We start from the raw sequence: 16,823 nt of genomic DNA on the forward strand, positions 1-16,823 counted from the left end.
ATTCGGTGGTAATAAAGGAGGAGAACAGATTGCCTGTTAGTATCATTCATTGCGGAGATATTCATTTAGGATTTAACCAATATAATAATGAAGAAAGGTTTCATGACTTTCACCGCTCTTTTGCATACATAGTGAATTATGCTATTGAAAACAAAGTAGATTATTTTATTGTAACCGGGGATTTTTTCAACAGGCGCAGTATAAATCCCAGAACTTTAAGTCAGGCCATTTCTGAACTTAGCAAGCTAAAAGAAAAGAATATACAGGTCATTGTCGTTGAAGGAAACCATGATAAGGCCCCTTATGGTGAAGGAGCTGAATCATGGCTGCATTTTCTAAATGAACAAGGGTACCTTTACCTGTTAAGCCCACGCTTTGAGGAGGGTTCCCTGGTTTTGGAATCATATAAGGAAAAGCAGGGAGGAAATTTAGTATCCTTTCCAGGGGTAAGATTTGTGGGCCTTGGCTATCAGGGCTCAATGACCAGCCGCAGGGTGAATGAACTTAATGAGCAATTGGAAAAGTCAGAAGATCCAACCATTCTTATGTTACATTCAGCCGTTGATATGCTGATGCATCTTGGAGGGATAAAAAACGAGGATATTGCTATTTTAAAAGATAAAATTGATTATGTAGCTATGGGCCATATTCATCACCGCTATGAACTTGAGGACTGGATTTATAACCCGGGCTGTCCTGAGTGCTGGGATGTGGGAGAAGGAGCTAAGGAAAAAGGCTTTTACCATGTAGTTTTAGAAGAGGGAGAGATAAAAGTCTCCCATATACCTGGTGTAAGACGCCCCGTTCATTCCTGTGCCGTTAATGTCACCGGTTGTGAAGAGGTGAAAGATGTTTATAACCTTTGTGATAAGGAGATAGATAAATTAGACGTTATGAAAGGTTCTAATCCCATAGTCCAATTGGTTATTAAAGGCTCCACTCCTTTTAGCCCCCTTTCTATTGATACCAAATTATTAGAAGATAGAATAAAAAATGCACATGACTGTCTTATTGTGGAAGTAGTTAATAACACTGTGATGAAAGGAGAGCAGGAGGCTTTGACTGATAACCCTGCTGAAATGAATCGAGAAGACCTGGAACGAGAAGTTTTGCGTCAAATCTTTTTAAACAATGGTGGACTAAATCTTTGGGCGGATGAGATGGTGGATATTTCCAAGCAGATTAAAGAACTTATACATAATGAGGCAGCAGATCAATCCATTTCAGTCCTGGTTGAAAATTTGGCAGAAAAAATTGTAGCAGAAGAAGTAAAGGAACAAACCATAACACAAGAAAAAGTACAGCAGGAGAGTGAAGTGGCTGCTGCCCTGGAGTCCAATTACAATGAGGAAGTGAAATGGGATGAAAATATTTGAAGTTCACTTAAAAAATTGTAAATGTTATGAAAATAAAACTATCAACTTTGAAGAAGGAATTAACTTTATTTCCGGTGTGAATGGAGCAGGAAAGACAACTATAATTGAAGCCATTGGATTTGCTTTATTTAATTATTTACCCTATAATGCCAAACAGTTTGTCAGGGACGGTAAAAATAGCGGTGAAGTCCAGGTCTTAATAGAGGCAAAGGATGAGAGGCTTTATAGAATAATTAGAAAATTTAATAAGCAGAGTAAAATTGTTAAATGGGAAGTCTACGATGAAGAAACGGAGGCAGTTCTAAATGAACTGCAAGGGGTTGATGATGTCAGCCGCTGGATAAAAGAAAACATTGGAGTAGATCCTGAAGACAGCCTGGCTAAAATTTTTGAGCAGGTTATTGCGGTTGACCAGGGGCTCTTTACAGCCCCTTTTTTAGAAACTAATGCCAATCGTAAAAGGATTTTTGATGAAATCCTAAAGGTAGAGGGATACCGTGAAGCCTTTGAGAAGAGCAGGTCTCTTAAAAACTTTATTGAAGGCGAAGAAAAGGAACTACAAGCGAAAATAGATTACTTAGAAAAAGAGGTTGAAAAGGTTCCAGCCAAAGAAGAAGAAACAGTGAAAAAGATAGAGGAAGAAAAAGAGAGGACTGAAGAGCTAAAAATAGCTCAACAAAAGAAGACGCAGTGGGAGGAGAAAGAAAAGGAATGGGCTCAATTAAAAGAGTTAAGTGAAGCCAAAAAACATGAGAAGAAGCTGCTGGAACAAAAGCTTTCTTCCTTAAAAGAAAACATAGATTCCTTAAATAAACAAAAAGAAGAAGCTATAACTGCGCGAAAGGTTATAAAAGAAACAAGCGAGGCCTATGAACGCTATCAGCAAAATCAAAAGAAATTAAAGGAATGGGAAAAAAGGAAAAAAGAAAAAGACTGTTTTAATGCTGAGCTTGAGAAAAAAGTAAGGACTTACACTGCAGAAGAAAAAGGTATAAACGTAGAAGCCGAAAACAATAGACAGAGAGAAGGGGAGTTAACAAAAGAACTTTTGGGGCTGCAAAAATATAAGTCCGAGAACTCCCAAAGCCTGGAACAAATAGAGAAAGATTTAACTCAGATAAACACCTGGGAAGAGAAAACCAAATCGGCAGGTGACCCTTATGATATTGTAAAAAAATGGTTCGATGCTAAACAAAAGTTAGCAGCAGATGCTCTATATCATTTGCAAAGCATTGAAGAATTGGCTTCTCAAATGCAGAATACCGGGGAAAAGCTTAAAAGTTTGCCCGTATTGGAGAAAGATTTAGCAGAACTTCAAACGGTGATAGAAAAAGGTGAAGAACTGCAGCGGGAAAAATCTTCTCTGGAGGCCAGAAAGGAAACTCTAAGACAAAACCAATCCCACTTATTGGAAGGCCGCTGCCCTATAATCCAGGAGGCCTGCCCCAGCACAAAAGTAGCCGGGGATTTAAGTGGTTTCTTTGCAAAAGAATTAACAGAAATAGAATCCGGTTTAAAAAATATAAAAGAAAAATTAGAGCTTTTAAAAGAGCAAAAAGACAAATATGAGAAACTAAAAACAGAGGTTGCATTAGCTAAAGATGAAGAAAAAAGAATGCAGGGCCTTAGAAAAACCATAGATGATAAACTAAAAGATTTGAGCAAGTCATTTAAATCTGTATCTTTAAAAGAAATATCTGATCTAGTATATAAAGGCCAAAGTGAATATTTAAGGTTGGAAAGCTTAGTTAAGGAAATTAATCATTGGGTTGAGCCTAAAGACTTTGTTGCCCAGGCGTTTTTTACTTGTAAGGGGTTAAATGAAAAAGAATGCCAAGGCCTGCTTAAAGAAATAAGCGGCTCTAATACAGAAGATACAGATCAAATTCGGGATTGGCTTACAAAGTGGGACCGGCTTGAAGCAGGAGTTGAAAGATGGTTAGAAAAGGGCCAGGGGGAAGTTAAAGAGATTAAACAGTGGCTTAATCATATTCTTCAAGATGTAAAATTAAGAGTACAAAAAATCAGACAGCAGAAAGAACACTGTCTCAAGGAAATGGATAATAATTACAGACAAGTTGAGGAATTAAGGAGAAAGAAAGCGGAGCTGGATAACAGAAGCAAAAAATTAGAAGCATTAAAGGATGAGATTAAGAAGCTTAAAGGGGATTTAGCACAATTTGACCAGGTAGAAGGTATGGTAGATACCCTTAAGAAAGGGCTAGAAGGGGATCAAGAACACTATGATAAGTATAAGGAAAACATACAAACCTCAGAAAGATTAGGAAAAATAGAGCAGGATATGGGAAAATGCCAGTCCAAGGCCGTAATAATTACTAAGAAGATTGAAGGCTTAATTAAAGAACTGGAACAATTATTTAGTAAATATGAACCGGAAAAACATGAAGGGCTTAAAAGGGAATTAAGTGAATTGACCACCAAAGTAACCGAACTTAATTATTCCCTTCAGCAAATTAAGAAGGATATTGACATTTTAAAAAAACAACTGGAGGGTTTATTAAAAAAGAAAGAAGAATGGGAAGATAATAAAAGAAAGCTCTTAGTTAAGAAAAAGACTAAGGAGCTTGCTCAAATCATTAGGAATACTCTAAAAGATGCGGCCGACCCCATTGCTCAAGTTTACCGCCGGCATCTTTCATTTCAAGCTAATGAAATCTACCGCCAAGTTTCTAATGAAAATATTCAATTGGAATGGGCCTCAGGGTATGAACTGCAGCTTAAAGATAACCGTCATTCTAAAGAAAGGACCCGTGTCTTTAAACAGCTTTCCGGTGGCGAGCAGATGACGGCAGCTTTAGCTATTAGGCTGGCTCTGATGAAAATGTTATCTGATGTTAAAATTGGCTTTTTTGATGAGCCCACCACAAACCTGGATGTTACCAGGCGTCAAAACTTGGCTGCGGCCATCCAAAACTGTACCTCGGGCTTTGATCAGCTTTTTGTAATTAGCCATGATGATGCCTTTGATGCTTTAACAGAAAACATCATATCCTTAAGAAAAGAAGATATTTAAACTTAATATAGAGAGGTAATTATATGCAGACTTATTGGCTTTTAAAAACAGAACCCGGTGAATACTCTTGGGAGGATATGTTACAGGAGAAAAAGGTTGTTTGGGATGGGGTAAAAGCACCAGCGGCTTTAAAAAACCTTTCCCGTATGAAGGTAAATGACCTGGCTTTTATCTATCATACCGGATCAGAGCGGGCTGTAGTAGGAATTGCCCGTGTTGTTAAAAATCCTTATCAAGACCCATCTGAAAGTGACCCCCGCCGTCTGGTAATTGATCTGGTTCCATTTGAACATGTAAACAGGCCGGTTACACTTCGAAGGATTAAGGATAGCAGCCTTTTCCCGGACTGGGAGCTGGTTCGCCAGGCCCGCCTTTCCGTGGTGCCGGTGAGCCGGCAGCAATGGGATAAGGTTTTGGAGTGGGCGTTATGAGATTCTGGCAGGTAAGAGCCAATAATAGTATACCCTGAAAATATGTGAAAGTCCCATTTACACAAGAATACGGGTACTCCCGGCGAAAAGGGGGAGAGCATGACAATGTATTCTCTTGTTTATAGGCTTACGCTCATTAGCCACATTGGCAAATTGATTTTTTCAAACATGATGTCTTTTAGCACGGTTAATCCGTGCTTTTTGTAAAACGTCAGGTTTTCTTCCTTTTCCGTTTCCAGATAGAGATGAAGCCCCTCTCTGCTGCATTCTTCTGTTATGGCATTCATGAGCCTGCTTCCAAACCCTTTCCCTTGTGCTGTAGAAGATACTCCGATAATGGTTAAGTATACATATGACTTGTTCTTCATCAACCTTTTCCTTTCGGACCCAAGTTGTTTTGATACGATTGAAAGATTGCTTATGGTTTCCTTTCCCATCTTAGCTCCGTACGACAAGGCGCCGCAGCGCAGCATACGCCACATTGTCATATCAGCATACTTTCCGGGAAGCCAGACAGCTACTCCCTCTATTTCTGGGGACGCAGCGTATACCTTTCCGAACTTCATTCCGTATAATAAAGGGCATGTGAAAAAACCTGACAATGCGTTATCCTTGTCAGGGTCATTTTTGAATACCTCTTTCCAGAGAGGGTCATCTTTAAAGGCATCCTTCAGGCATTCAACAGCTCTGGGAATATCTTCTTTTGTAAGGGGATAAAGGGAAGATGTTGACATCAAATCACTTCTGTCTGTATTATAATCCATTTTAAATTCTCCTATTCCTTCGTATATTTGATTATGATTAATTATTCTGTCTAGATAATTTCGTATTTCATTTGTTTAGCACTGGCATCTATCATTGGTCCCAAAAAAAGGTATTATTTCTTTGATGTATTCTAACAGGTATGGAAAGAGTTATGTTTTGATACGTTCAAACAATCACCTTTTCGTAAATAAGTGTAACGCAAATATTAGTAAAAAACAACAGGGGTGTGAAACGTTGGTTAAAAATATACAGTGAACTCGTTTCAGCTTGCTGAAACGAGTTCACTGTATATAATAAGTTTTTTTTGCTTTTTAATCACAAATGCAGTTAGAAGCAGCCCCTAAATAATTATTTAAAAAGTTTTACACTATATCTTGACATGATGTATTGCACAATGTTATATTATATTTAATTATATCATGACGTGATATAGAGGGGGGGGGAATGTAGTTATGAAAGATGAAATATTAATTAAAAAATACCTGCCCATGACAGAAACAGCCTATTATATCCTGCTTGCATTAGTTACACCACGTCACGGATATGGAATTATGCAGCATGTAACAAAAATTACAAATCAACGGGTAAAGTTAGGGGCAGGGACCATTTATGGCAGTTTGTCTAAAATGGAAAAAGACCAGATAATTGTTCCCGTAGAAGAGGAAGACCGGAGAAAAATTTATATAATCAGCAGCCAGGGAGAGAAGCTCCTTGAACTGGAAATGTTCAGGCTTCAGGAATTGCTGGAAAACGGCAGGAAAGGAAGGAGGTGAATTTCAAATGAAGTCCATTAAAACAAAATGGCGTTTGTGGTGGGGCTGGAATCCAGAAAAAATAGAATGCTGGCTGGAAGAGATGGAGAAAAAGGGATGGAACCTTTTTCAAGTTGATTATCTTTCACTCAGGTTCCATTTTCAAAAGGGAGAAGCAAGACAAATTCGATACTGCGTAGATTTTCAAACAGAAGTCGACGATAATTATTTTTCACTTTTCACGGACGATAATTGGGAATTATTTAGGGAAGGAGTCGGGGGCTGGTATATTTGGCGAAAGCCTTATAAAAATGAAAAACCAGATATATATACAGACAAAGCATCATTGATAGATAGGAACAGCAGGCTTCTTCCTCAATTTATAACTCTTTTTATTATTTCGCTGGCATTTTTAATTATGATGATTTTAGATGTACAGCTGCATTTTATTTCTTTTAATAAAATTTATTTGATATCTTTAATCCCTTTACATTTCGTTTCAAGTATAATGATGGGTTTTATAACTATCCAAATAATGCGTTATAATAAAAGAATAAAACAAAGTACAGATTAAATATTGTGAAGGCGGGACAAGAGAAAGGTTTCTTGTCCTTTTTATCTGCGTATTAATCATTCAGTTTTGACGCTCATTCTATCAAGCTTTGCGGTGCGCCACGCTTCTCCTCAGCCTGTTCCGGTGAACGCAGTATTTTCTTACCGGTACCATCCAGCACACTATGGGGATCTTCCAGGTCTGCTCCACTGAAAAGATTTTCCTCTTCTTCAAAAAAAAATAACTTATATAAATAATAAATATTATTAAATAAGAGGAATTACAATATAATTGCAGAATTAATCCTAAAGGTGCCCTCTATCAGGGAGAATGGAAAAATGGTAAAAAACATGGAAAAGGGATAATAACCTGGCCCAGTGGGGGAAAATATATGGGTAATTTTGAAGAAGATCTCCGCAATGTTTGCACAGTTAAGGTATATCATTAAGTAAAAATGATGGAGGTGTTTTAATGAAATACAATTGGGTATCATTACAGATTACTAATATTGTGACTTTTGCTGGGGTGGTTATAGTTAATTTCCTGGCAAATACCCTGCCCATTAATGGTGTTACAACAGGAGATGTATCAGATTCATATCCGAATCTTTTTGCCCCGGCAGGGTTTACTTTTGCCATATGGGTTGTTATTTACCTGCTTTTAGCAGCTTTTGTAGTTTATCAGGCAAAGGGCCTGTTTCGTAAAAGCTCTGTGTTTAAAGGTGTCTTGAAGAAGGTTTCTATATTTTTTGCAGCATCATCTATTTTTAATATAGCCTGGGTCTTTGCCTGGCACTACAGGCTAATAGGACTTTCCCTCATTTTTATGTTTCTGATTTTTATCTCCCTGGCGGTGATTTATATACGAATAAAGAAGGTTGAAGAGAAACCTTCCAGGGGAGAATTAATTTTCTTTCATATTCCTTTCAGTGTATATTTTGGGTGGATTTCTATAGCCATGATAGCTAACATAACAACTTACCTAGTTAGTATTCAGTGGCAGGGATTTAATCTGCCTGATGCCTTTTGGGCTGTGCTGATAATACTGACAGGAGCCCTGTTAGCTGCGATAAACACATTTATACATAAGGACATTGCTTTCCTTTTGGTTTTCTTTTGGGCTTTCATCGGTATTGCTGTCCAAAGGATAATAACAGAACAGGTTTATTACAGTATATTATTTGCTGTAACCATTTCTTTTGCCATGTTTGGTATTTTATTATATAGGCTTTATGCCTCAAAGGCAGTTGTTAAAAAAGGTGGGTGATTAAACAGACAAGAATATTTATATTTTTTCATAAATTAAAAAGTTCTGAGAGCCTAAAAATGGCATCTAATTGCATTAAAGGAAGGATTATATGTAAAAACACACTTAAAAAGGCGTGTATTCTGGTATAATTAGTTTGATAGCAACAACCAAAATGAAACAAAGTGTGTTACAATATTCTCTCTTCATAACAGACCTTGGAAAAAAGCGAATATGTTACATTAGGCAGCATGAGATGCCTTGAGGATTCATGGTTTTGTTAATAAAACGTTTATAATTACACATCTAAAAAGGAGGTTTTTTCAATAATTACTAAAACATTGTTTCCCGGATGTTACATACAAGGAACAGATGTAATTGAGCAATTGGGAAGTGCATTATCCAGGTTTGGCGAACGGGGTTTGTCTGTTATGGCTCCTTCGGCCTTCAGTTTGCTAAAGGACAGGTTGGAGGGACAATCATCAAATGTAGAGTTATTTATTGAGGAATTTAACAGGGAATGCTGTGACGCTGAAATTGAGCAGCTTGCAAACATCGGAAGAGAACGCCAGGCCCAATTTATCATTGCCATTGGTGGAGGAAAAACTATTGATACCGGAAAGATTGTCGCTGACCGCCTGAATGTTCCGGTAGCGGTAGTACCTACAATTGCATCCACGGATGCCCCCTGCAGTGCCTGTGCGGTAGTATATAGTGAAGAAGGGGTTGTAACCCGAATCGAATACCAGAAAAAAAACCCTGACCTTGTACTGGTGGATTCCGGGATTATTGCCAATGCGCCGGTTCGTTTTCTTATTGCCGGTATGGGAGATGCTTTGGCAACTTGGTTTGAAGCTGAATCTTGCCAAAAAACAAAGTCTAACAATGCGGCGGGAGAATTAGGTTCTATTACTGCTTATGCATTGGCCAGGCTTTGTTACGACACGCTCCTGGAATACGGAGTTGCCGCCATAACCTCTTGTCGGGCAAATGCCGTTACACCTGCTTTGGAGCATGTAATTGAAGCCAATACCCTGTTAAGCGGACTGGGATTTGAAAGCGGCGGGCTGGCCACGGCTCATTCCATTCACAACGGGTTGACGGTTCTTCCCCAGACACACAATTATTATCATGGCGAAAAAGTGGCGATGGGGGTTTTATCTTCATTATTTCTTACGGGCAAATCAAAATCACAAATTGACGAAGTCTATTCTTTCTGCGAAAGTGTAGGTCTGCCAACTACCCTGGCCGAGATAGGATTGACCGACATTTCGCTGGATGACCTTTGGAAAGTTGCCTCCCAAGCCTGTATTGCGGGTGAAAGTATTCATCATGAAGCAGGAGAGATTACCCCACAAATGGTAGTTTATGCCATGCAAGCTGCTAACGGGGAAGGAAAACGAAGAAAAAATATATTATAGCAGCATAGAAAACATAATCGCGTATATCCTGTTTTTCAAGGAGAAACAAATCATGATCAGGGATTTTTTTGAGATAAAAAATTGCGGAAGTGATGTATTCCGCGAATTTCTGGCTGGAATAACCTCATTTTTGTCGGCTATGTATATCGTTGCTCTTAATCCGTTGATATTGGCCGCAGCGGGTCTGCCTCCGGCAGCAGTTCTGACCGCCACTGTTCTAATTGCCGCTCTGGGCAGTATTGGTATGGGTCTTTACAGTAATAATCCTTTTTTGATTGCTCCGGGAATGGGGCTTAATACTCTGTTTGTGGCTGCAGTGGTAAGTTCCGGAGATATTTCCTGGCAGAGCGCTTTGGGCTGCGTTTTTTATGCTGGCCTGCTGCTGCTGATAATTCTGGCCGTTGACCGGAAAAAACGTCTTCTTTCAGCTGTGCCCCACAGTCTGAGATTCGGTTTTGCCGGGGGTATCGGACTGTTTATTGCTCTTTTAGGTCTGAAATCCGCAGAATTTATTGTTTATAATCCGCAAACAGGCACATCCCTGGGGCCCTTAAACGCCCATTTTTGGACTTTTCTGATAGTGATGGTAATTGCTTTAGTGATGGCTTTACGTAAGGTTTCCGGTGGTTTAATTCTGGGAGTTCTTGCGGCCTGCATTTTGGCCTGGCCCCTGGGACGCTGGTGGGGAGAAATGGAGCCGGTTGTGAATTATACTGGCTGGCTGGCCTGGCCTGATGTGAGTCTCTTTGGCCGGATGGATCTGATGGGGGCGGCCCAACCGGCCTGCTGGCCCTTTATTCTCATGCTTACCTTCAGTATCCTGTTTGACTCTCTGGGAACCTTCGTGGGAGTCAGTGAGGCCGGAGATCTGGTAGATACTCAAGGCAATCCGCATAACCTGGAGCTGAGCCTGAAGGCTAACGCTGTCGGGGCGGCGCTGAGCGGTCTTTTAGGCAGTAGCCCGGCTACCGCATATATCGAGTCTGCCACCGGAGTCCAGGTGGGAGGGCGCACTGGACTAACCGCCGTGATTGCCGGGTTATTGTTTCTGCCTTTATTGTTTTTTTCGCCTCTTTTAACCCTGGTTCCGTCCCTGGCTACAGCTCCCCTTTTGATATTGGCCGGGGTTTATATGTTGAAACCCCTTATTTATGTTCGCTGGGAACGTTTTGATGAAGCAGTTCCCTTTTTCATGGCCATGTTTATTATGCCTGTAACCCAATCTATTACCCAAGGCATAATCTGGGGCGTTCTGAGCTGGACCCTCCTTAAGGTGGCTGGAGGCAAGTTCAACCGGATTACCCCGGTGATGCTTTTCCTTAATGCCGTGGCTTTGTGGTTATTATTGAATGCCGATAAATACGGACATTAGTCCTTAATTTACTAGGGATACCCGTTCGCCAAAGGCGGAGGGCATGTTCAGGGTTTTCACATTAAAGGTGTCCCTGCCCGTCGCTCAAGGTTTGAAAAGCCGGGAGATAATCCACTTTTACCGATTTGTCCAGGTCAGAAACGAGAGAGTAATGATGATAGAAGACTGCAAAAAGATAATAAGATCAGGAGAAAAGAAGGCAATGGCCGATGACCAGACGGTTAACGATTATCTCAAATCTCTTCGCTTCATAGGAAAGGGAGTTAAAGAAATGAACCTGGAAAGCCTGCATAAGTTACACTGCAGGCTTGATTCAAGTCTCCACCGGGGGGCCGGTGAACCCGGGCTTACTCCTTCGGCCATTCTTTATTCATCGGCCCGGTTGCCAAAAGTCATTGACCAGGCCAACCGGATCCTGATATCGGGTAATCAGGAATTTCTGTTTCAGACATTGGCAGCGGGTCACAACTGGCAGAAGATACAAGCCCAGGCCAGACGTAGAACAATTTACTTTGACGGTGTGGACACACTGTCTATCTTAATTGCCAGTTTTTCAGATTTGGATGACTTGATTACCGCCCTGTGCGCATACCAAATTGAATGGAATAAAATACATCGCTTGTTGGCCGGTCATCAATTGGGTGTCATGTTGGCAAACAACAGCATTTCAGCTTATCAGGTTGCCGAACCCTTGAGAAAGATTCTGGGATTGGGCCGGGCCGATTTTGAGGCCCTGCAGAATATTCAGGGCCATAATTGGCAAGGGTTTGTCGCCCGGATAGCCGCCGGCCCAAAAAACTTTGCCCTGACCATGCTTCCCGTGTCAGTCGGGGACTTTCGGCGGACGGCTTCAAAATGGTGGGAAAAGCTTTTTCATAAACTAGCCCGGTTTGATTTGGAAAGCCGCCCGGTCTATTTGATTACAAGTAATACCCATGCCCTGGCTAACCTGGTAACAGGCTTTGCACCGGCATATGAAAAAGAGGGTATCCAGTCGGCTGAAATCAAACCTCAACCGGAATTAGCAGCAGCGCTTAACCGGTTAAAACAGGCTTTACCGGGAGAAAGGCGCAATATGAATTACTACCTCCTCCACCTGTTGGAGCAAAAACAACCCCGGATAAAAAAAGCTCGTTACCAGGCTGAAAAGGAGGCCGGCCTGACCAGAATATTCATCAGGCATCCCCTGATGCTTGAAGCTCAAATTGTGGAGTTGGCTCATCTGCGTCCTGAACTTTTGGATCCCAGGATAAACCTGCCACAGGTGAACTCTCTTGAAAAAAGCCGTGCGGTAATCCTTAATCTTGATTATCCCCTGGGTTTGGCCGCCGGCCATTTGATTAATGAAGCGGCCAGCCGCTTGAAAGAATGGAAGGGCTTATATATTATGGGTAAAAGCGCCGCTATGATAGGGCGCCTGGGAGATATCCTGATACCCTGTGAGGTATTTGATTCTCATACCGGCAACCACTTTATCCTGAATAATTGCCTTGGGCTGCGCAATGTGCTGCCCTTTGTAGAAAATATTGCTGTATTTGGAGAGCAGCGAAGCTTAACGGTTCACGGCGCTTTTCTACATAGCCGGCAATCAGTGCACAAGTTTATTTCACAGGATTTTACAGGAATTGAGATGGAGGCTGGACCTATTATGGTTTCTCTGGAGCAGACTTTTAACAACAAACCTTTGGTGGACAAAAACCTGAAATCATGCATGCCGCATGGATTTTCTTTGGGGTTATTGCATTATACTTCCGATACCCCTTACAATTTAAGGGGAAGCCTGCTCAGCAGAAGATTGGGACTGACCGGACTGGAAGCTGTCTATGCCTGCGGCCTGGCTATCCTTCAGGATATCATCAATAAAGAAACCAGAGGGTGAACTTAAAAGGCCAAGATTATAGATATGAGGATAAGCCGAATCCTGTGGAAGCACTCAGAGATAGAAAGATAGATAATGGAACTATAGCAAGAACAAAACAAAACAGTCTGCAATAGTTTAAAATCGGTTAGGAGGCAAGAGAGAAGGTTAGCAGCCCTTTTGCCATATATATTGGCATTATAAATACTCCTGATGTTTTATTGGCAGTATCTTCGTTTAGCAATTCCACAGAGATTTTACCTTTAATCCTTTCGTATAGATCCCCGGCCTGCTTCATACTTTTGCAAAGGATAGCTGTTGAGTTACAGCCAGATTGTTGACACTCTATTGTATCCTGTATGACAGCATAGTCAAGTTCTTTTATACAGGATTTTCCAACTATTCTTGGTTTGCTCCCATGCCTATCAAAGGCTTGTATGTCAGTGTCACCGTCCACAAATTGAGAACTAAATGTGCTTATTTCATAGGAAGATCGGAAGCTTTTTCTCATAAATAAGGTTGTGGTCTTTTTTCTGTCCAAAAGGTGTTCATGGTTTCATGATCCGTCAGGTTACCCATACCGATATAAATACATTCTTTGTCAAAGCCTTCTTCTATAAAATCTATGCGGGCGAAATAGGGGGAGTATAAGAGTTTCTTATACTGTTCAATTCTTTTTTGAGACGCTTCATAGTCGTATGTTTGAACCTCTAGGGGGCTCAGGTATTGAACCATTTCAGTTAGCTTATCGAAGTCATTTGAAAAATGGGACGTATTTTCATACATATCTCGTCTGAATGCGATTAATTTTTTCTTTTTTTCTGCGGTTTCAACAAGTTCATTTTCTATTTGAGTCTTTATAATAGACAGGGTTTGCTCTAAATGCTCAGTCTCGCTGAGCAGATTTTTTTCATATTCACCCATAAGGTCACTCCTTTAGCTTTATGTAATACAGGCATTTGTGTAAATTCTTATAGGCTTGAATAAATTGCAGTGAGTCAAGGAACCGTTCCCTGACTCACTGCTGTGTGATAAGTTCATGCAGCAGTTTTATCCCGCTTTGAATTTCTTTAGGTTCCAGATGTCCGTAGCCAATAAGCAGCTTGTCAACATGACGGCCTTTTTGGATGCAGTGGTATTCCACAGGGGTTATATTTATACCGTTTTTAAGGCACTTTTTTCTAAAAGAGCTATCAAAACGCATGCCCGGAAATTCTATAGTTAAGTGCAGCCCTGCTGCGTCGCCGTAGGAGCACCAACGGCATTCAAATGTCTCATGCAGCGTATCCAGCAGCAGCCGCCGCTGGCCGTATATTTTTCGCATTTTTTGGACATGCCGATCAAATTTTCTTGTTCGTAAAAACTCGGCTAAAGCCGCCTGTTCCAGGGGTGGGTTTTGAACATCCGTGTGGGTGCGGAGAACGTGCCATCGTTTATGAAGGTGGCAGTCTTTACATCTATGCTGTTGTCTGTAGTTTTATTAGTGGAGATAATGGGATGGCAGCAGTGGTGGGGCGGGGTATTGATTATTATCGGCATGGTGCTTATCGGCTGCAGCAGTGTTTCCATCAAAGAGCCAGTATCAAATAGAACAGAAAATAAAAATAATGCTAAAAAGCTCTCTTCAAATAAAATCTGATAGAAATGAAAATGGACAGCAGGAACAAGGCAAATACGGCTGCTGTTCCCATTAACCCCATGATCCAGGCAGGGCTGTTTTCATAAAATGTTTGTAAGGTGATAACCCAGGCTGCAGATGGGTTTTCGATTATATAACTGATCAGGTAGCTGGGCAGGAATATGGAAAACAGGAATCCGAACATGACATAAAGTCGGGATTTTTCATACCCTATTTTAAAGTAAATCGGCAGGAAAAAGGCAGTAAAAAATACGGCTAAGGGGAAGATAATGGCTGCAATCTGGATGGTCATGGGAGTGATTTGCCCGATGTTTAATGTGGATAAAAAGTAACCCGCAGCATTTATGATAAAAATATTATAAATAATAAAAAGAATAGACGAAAGATATTTAGAAACTACCACATCCCTGCGAGTGATGGGAAGGCTGTTAAGAACAATGTCGCTGCTGTTTTTTTCGTCAGCGGCACAGCTGTTTTGGACAAACATATAATTAATGGCCAAGGCCCCAATTATATAGGCCCCAATAGACAGAGGATTTCCCTGGCAGCCAAGAACCAGAAGGAAGAAGAAACTGTAAGCAAGCGCTGCCAGCAAAGCCTTTTTTTGGACTAAAATATCTTTTAAAATGAGATAAATCATACATATACTCCTCCATAGCTATTTTTTTAGGTGCTCCGGTTGTCTACCTGCACTACACCGCTGTTTTCCATAACCTTAAATATTGTAAATATCAAGCTCTTAGCTTGCTTTTTCCAGGCTGTGCTGAAAGAGGCTTAAAACCCGGCAGTGATACCCCGGGGGCTCTAAAAACAGCAGGATGAAGTTACAAGTCCTGTGTTTGTAAAGTTAAAACGTCCTGTGTTTATAAAACTTGTTAGACAACAGTATGGAAAGGGTTAGCAGAAAACCTGCGGCAGCCAGCCCGGCTGTTAAGAAATACCATTCAGGGCAGTTTACCAGCATCTCTGTTACATTAAAAATCCACTGTATTTCAGGATTTTCTATGATATAACTAATGAAGGTGCTGGGGCCGAAAAATAAAAAGAAAAACATAAACATACTAACATACCGTGTTTTATGGTACCCCAACTTAAAGAAAACAGGCAGGTATAAAGCGATAAAAAAACTTGTGAGCAGAACAGCTGCTGATGTCTCCAGAATTGTGATAGCTAATATTTCTCCCACCCCCAGGGTATGAAGCCCAAATCCCACAATACTTATGACTGCCAGGGTAAACAGGGCGAACATCACGCTGGAAATGTATTTGGATATGACAATGTTATTTCTGGTTAAGGGCAGGCTCAGCAGGATTATTTCGCTGTTATTTTTTTCATCCACAGCACAGCTGTTTTGGACGAACATATAGATAATGGCTACGGTACCCATAATATAAGCGGCGGAGGCCAACGGCCCTCCCTTGTATCCGAAGGTGAAAAAGATAAAAAAACTGTATCCCAGGGCAAAAAGGAAATAATTTTTTTGGACAATAAAATCCTTCAATACCAAATTTAACACTGCTTTTTCCCCCTTACGGTATATACCATGATATCATCCAGGGTAGGTTTTTCCACTATGATATTGTCTTTACATAGTTTTTTCAGCTCAGATATGTTTTTGGTCAGCGCTTCAAAACCGAATTTTCCTTCTCGAATGCCCACCACAAGTTTCTTTAATGAATCGGTCAGGATATCATTTCCCCCTTTAATGATTCGGTACTCTTCTAATACATCATCTTTTGGTTTGCTGAACACCAGTTCACCATCATTGATAAAGGTAATATAGTCAGCAATGGTATCCAGGTCAGCGGTGATGTGGCTGGAAAAAAGTATGGCCTTATTTTCATCCTGAATAATGGTATACAGAATATCTAAAAATTCGCATCGTACGATAGGATCCAGGCCTGAGGTGGGCTCATCCATAATAATAAAATCAGCATCATGGGACAGGGCTGCGGCCAGAGAAAATTTCATCTTCATTCCCTTAGAAAGCTCTTTAATTTTTTGTTGAGGTTTTAAGTTAAATATTTTCATATATCTTTTAAAAGTTTCCTCCTGCCAGCTGTTATAGAACCTGGATATAATTCTTTTCATTTCCTCAATTCGAAGCTCTTCGTAGTAATGGTTTTGGTCATAGACAAAACCGATTTTTTCTTTTACTTTTTTCTCATGTTCTATATGGTCTAATCCAAAGATTTTAATTTCCCCGGAATCTTTCCTGATAAGATTCATAATTAATTTGACGGTAGTACTTTTCCCGGAACCGTTGGGTCCGATAAAACCCATGATATAACCTTTATCCAGGGAAAACGAAATGTTTTTTAAAGAAAAGTCCGAAAAGCTTTTGTTCAGGTTATTTATTTGCAGTAAATTTTCCACC

18 protein-coding genes are annotated in these 16,823 nt (G+C 40.5%); 11 read left to right on the top strand and 7 right to left on the bottom strand.

All coding sequences use genetic code 11. From position 1 onward, the window contains the following. Positions 1 to 29: 29 nt before the first annotated feature. The 3 genes from HUE98_RS02520 to HUE98_RS02530 are packed head-to-tail and all read left to right on the top strand — an operon-like array spanning position 30 to position 4,841. On the top strand, positions 30 to 1,376 hold the full coding sequence (locus HUE98_RS02520; protein WP_241422319.1) for a metallophosphoesterase family protein: 1,347 nt from the start codon (positions 30 to 32) through the stop codon (positions 1,374 to 1,376). Next, a complete protein-coding gene (locus HUE98_RS02525; RefSeq protein WP_241422320.1) occupies positions 1,363 to 4,410 on the top strand; it encodes an AAA family ATPase in 3,048 nt (1,015 codons plus the stop codon). Before HUE98_RS02520 ends, HUE98_RS02525 begins: the two co-directional genes overlap by 14 nt. A 23-nt stretch (positions 4,411 to 4,433) precedes the next feature. Then, positions 4,434 to 4,841, top strand: a complete 408-nt coding sequence (locus HUE98_RS02530; protein WP_241422321.1) for an EVE domain-containing protein — start codon at positions 4,434 to 4,436, stop codon at positions 4,839 to 4,841. Between the two features lie 119 nt (positions 4,842 to 4,960). Here the strand turns inward: HUE98_RS02530 and HUE98_RS02535 are convergent, their stop codons facing one another. Continuing rightward, positions 4,961 to 5,605 carry a GNAT family N-acetyltransferase gene (locus tag HUE98_RS02535; RefSeq protein ID WP_241422322.1) on the bottom strand — a complete coding sequence of 215 codons (645 nt, stop codon included), beginning with the start codon at positions 5,603 to 5,605 and terminating at the stop codon, positions 4,961 to 4,963. 453 nt (positions 5,606 to 6,058) lie between these two features. Here HUE98_RS02535 and HUE98_RS02540 point away from each other — a divergent pair, with 453 nt between their 5' ends. The 7 genes from HUE98_RS02540 to HUE98_RS02570 all read left to right on the top strand — a co-directional run bounded on the left by HUE98_RS02540 (position 6,059) and on the right by HUE98_RS02570 (position 12,828). Next, positions 6,059 to 6,379, top strand: a complete 321-nt coding sequence (locus HUE98_RS02540; protein WP_241422323.1) for a PadR family transcriptional regulator — start codon at positions 6,059 to 6,061, stop codon at positions 6,377 to 6,379. Between the two features lie 7 nt (positions 6,380 to 6,386). Further along, positions 6,387 to 6,932 carry a DUF2812 domain-containing protein gene (locus HUE98_RS02545; RefSeq protein WP_241422324.1) on the top strand — a complete coding sequence of 182 codons (546 nt, stop codon included), beginning with the start codon at positions 6,387 to 6,389 and terminating at the stop codon, positions 6,930 to 6,932. 277 nt (positions 6,933 to 7,209) lie between these two features. Further along, a complete protein-coding gene (locus tag HUE98_RS17835; protein WP_241423489.1) occupies positions 7,210 to 7,359 on the top strand; it encodes a hypothetical protein in 150 nt (49 codons plus the stop codon). Positions 7,360 to 7,382: 23 nt separating this feature from the next. Beyond that, complete coding sequence (locus HUE98_RS02555) at positions 7,383 to 8,177, top strand: TspO/MBR family protein (RefSeq protein WP_241422325.1); 795 nt, start codon at positions 7,383 to 7,385, stop codon at positions 8,175 to 8,177. Positions 8,178 to 8,497: 320 nt separating this feature from the next. After that, entirely contained in the window at positions 8,498 to 9,577 is a 1,080-nt protein-coding gene (locus tag HUE98_RS02560) for a glycerol dehydrogenase (protein ID WP_407080274.1), read from the top strand. A 52-nt stretch (positions 9,578 to 9,629) separates the two neighbouring features. Further along, on the top strand, positions 9,630 to 10,949 hold the full coding sequence (locus tag HUE98_RS02565) for an NCS2 family permease (RefSeq protein ID WP_241422327.1): 1,320 nt from the start codon (positions 9,630 to 9,632) through the stop codon (positions 10,947 to 10,949). 43 nt (positions 10,950 to 10,992) lie between these two features. Further along, the gene (locus tag HUE98_RS02570; protein ID WP_241422328.1) at positions 10,993 to 12,828 is read left to right on the top strand and encodes a DUF6909 family protein; all 1,836 of its coding nucleotides are present in this window, start codon (positions 10,993 to 10,995) and stop codon (positions 12,826 to 12,828) included. Between the two features lie 127 nt (positions 12,829 to 12,955). Here HUE98_RS02570 and HUE98_RS02575 read toward each other — a convergent pair whose 3' ends face one another. The 3 genes from HUE98_RS02575 to HUE98_RS02585 form a co-directional block, all read right to left on the bottom strand. Next, positions 12,956 to 13,348 carry a hypothetical protein gene (locus HUE98_RS02575; protein WP_241422329.1) on the bottom strand — a complete coding sequence of 131 codons (393 nt, stop codon included), beginning with the start codon at positions 13,346 to 13,348 and terminating at the stop codon, positions 12,956 to 12,958. Beyond that, positions 13,315 to 13,731 (bottom strand): hypothetical protein, encoded by a 417-nt coding sequence (locus HUE98_RS02580; protein WP_241422330.1) that lies wholly within the window; start codon positions 13,729 to 13,731, stop codon positions 13,315 to 13,317. Before HUE98_RS02580 ends, HUE98_RS02575 begins: the two co-directional genes overlap by 34 nt. A 94-nt stretch (positions 13,732 to 13,825) precedes the next feature. Continuing rightward, complete coding sequence (locus HUE98_RS02585) at positions 13,826 to 14,131, bottom strand: aminotransferase-like domain-containing protein (RefSeq protein WP_241422331.1); 306 nt, start codon at positions 14,129 to 14,131, stop codon at positions 13,826 to 13,828. Between the two features lie 72 nt (positions 14,132 to 14,203). On the opposite strand from HUE98_RS02585, the gene HUE98_RS02590 reads away from it, so the two are divergent. Then, a complete protein-coding gene (locus HUE98_RS02590; protein WP_241422332.1) occupies positions 14,204 to 14,446 on the top strand; it encodes a DMT family transporter in 243 nt (80 codons plus the stop codon). Here the strand turns inward: HUE98_RS02590 and HUE98_RS02595 are convergent. The 3 genes from HUE98_RS02595 to HUE98_RS02605 all read right to left on the bottom strand — a co-directional run bounded on the left by HUE98_RS02595 (position 14,418) and on the right by HUE98_RS02605 (position 16,822). Then, a complete protein-coding gene (locus tag HUE98_RS02595; RefSeq protein ID WP_241422333.1) occupies positions 14,418 to 15,086 on the bottom strand; it encodes an ABC-2 transporter permease in 669 nt (222 codons plus the stop codon). The two genes, HUE98_RS02590 and HUE98_RS02595, sit on opposite strands and share 29 nt — an antisense overlap. A 207-nt stretch (positions 15,087 to 15,293) precedes the next feature. Beyond that, positions 15,294 to 15,962 (bottom strand): ABC-2 transporter permease, encoded by a 669-nt coding sequence (locus HUE98_RS02600; RefSeq protein WP_241422334.1) that lies wholly within the window; start codon positions 15,960 to 15,962, stop codon positions 15,294 to 15,296. Next, a complete protein-coding gene (locus HUE98_RS02605) occupies positions 15,956 to 16,822 on the bottom strand; it encodes an ABC transporter ATP-binding protein (RefSeq protein ID WP_241422335.1) in 867 nt (288 codons plus the stop codon). The genes HUE98_RS02600 and HUE98_RS02605 overlap by 7 nt, the downstream gene beginning before the upstream one ends. Between the last annotated feature and the right edge of the window lies 1 nt (position 16,823).

The organism is Candidatus Contubernalis alkalaceticus (assembly GCF_022558445.1).
In the GTDB taxonomy this organism is placed as follows: domain Bacteria; phylum Bacillota; class Dethiobacteria; order SKNC01; family SKNC01; genus Contubernalis; species Contubernalis alkaliaceticus.

What these genes read in the sequence shown, in the direction of transcription:
- HUE98_RS02525 (WP_241422320.1), top strand. Translation starts at nt 1,363, where the DNA reads ATGAAAATATTTGAAGTTCACTTAAAAAATTGTAAATGTTATGAAAAT.
- HUE98_RS02530 (WP_241422321.1), top strand. Translation starts at nt 4,434, where the DNA reads ATGCAGACTTATTGGCTTTTAAAAACAGAACCCGGTGAATACTCTTGG.
- HUE98_RS02535 (WP_241422322.1), bottom strand. Translation starts at nt 5,605, where the DNA reads ATGGATTATAATACAGACAGAAGTGATTTGATGTCAACATCTTCCCTT.
- HUE98_RS02540 (WP_241422323.1), top strand. Translation starts at nt 6,059, where the DNA reads ATGAAAGATGAAATATTAATTAAAAAATACCTGCCCATGACAGAAACA.
- HUE98_RS02545 (WP_241422324.1), top strand. Translation starts at nt 6,387, where the DNA reads ATGAAGTCCATTAAAACAAAATGGCGTTTGTGGTGGGGCTGGAATCCA.
- HUE98_RS02555 (WP_241422325.1), top strand. Translation starts at nt 7,383, where the DNA reads ATGAAATACAATTGGGTATCATTACAGATTACTAATATTGTGACTTTT.
- HUE98_RS02565 (WP_241422327.1), top strand. Translation starts at nt 9,630, where the DNA reads ATGATCAGGGATTTTTTTGAGATAAAAAATTGCGGAAGTGATGTATTC.
- HUE98_RS02570 (WP_241422328.1), top strand. Translation starts at nt 10,993, where the DNA reads ATGTTCAGGGTTTTCACATTAAAGGTGTCCCTGCCCGTCGCTCAAGGT.
- HUE98_RS02580 (WP_241422330.1), bottom strand. Translation starts at nt 13,731, where the DNA reads ATGGGTGAATATGAAAAAAATCTGCTCAGCGAGACTGAGCATTTAGAG.
- HUE98_RS02585 (WP_241422331.1), bottom strand. Translation starts at nt 14,131, where the DNA reads ATGCGAAAAATATACGGCCAGCGGCGGCTGCTGCTGGATACGCTGCAT.
- HUE98_RS02595 (WP_241422333.1), bottom strand. Translation starts at nt 15,086, where the DNA reads ATGATTTATCTCATTTTAAAAGATATTTTAGTCCAAAAAAAGGCTTTG.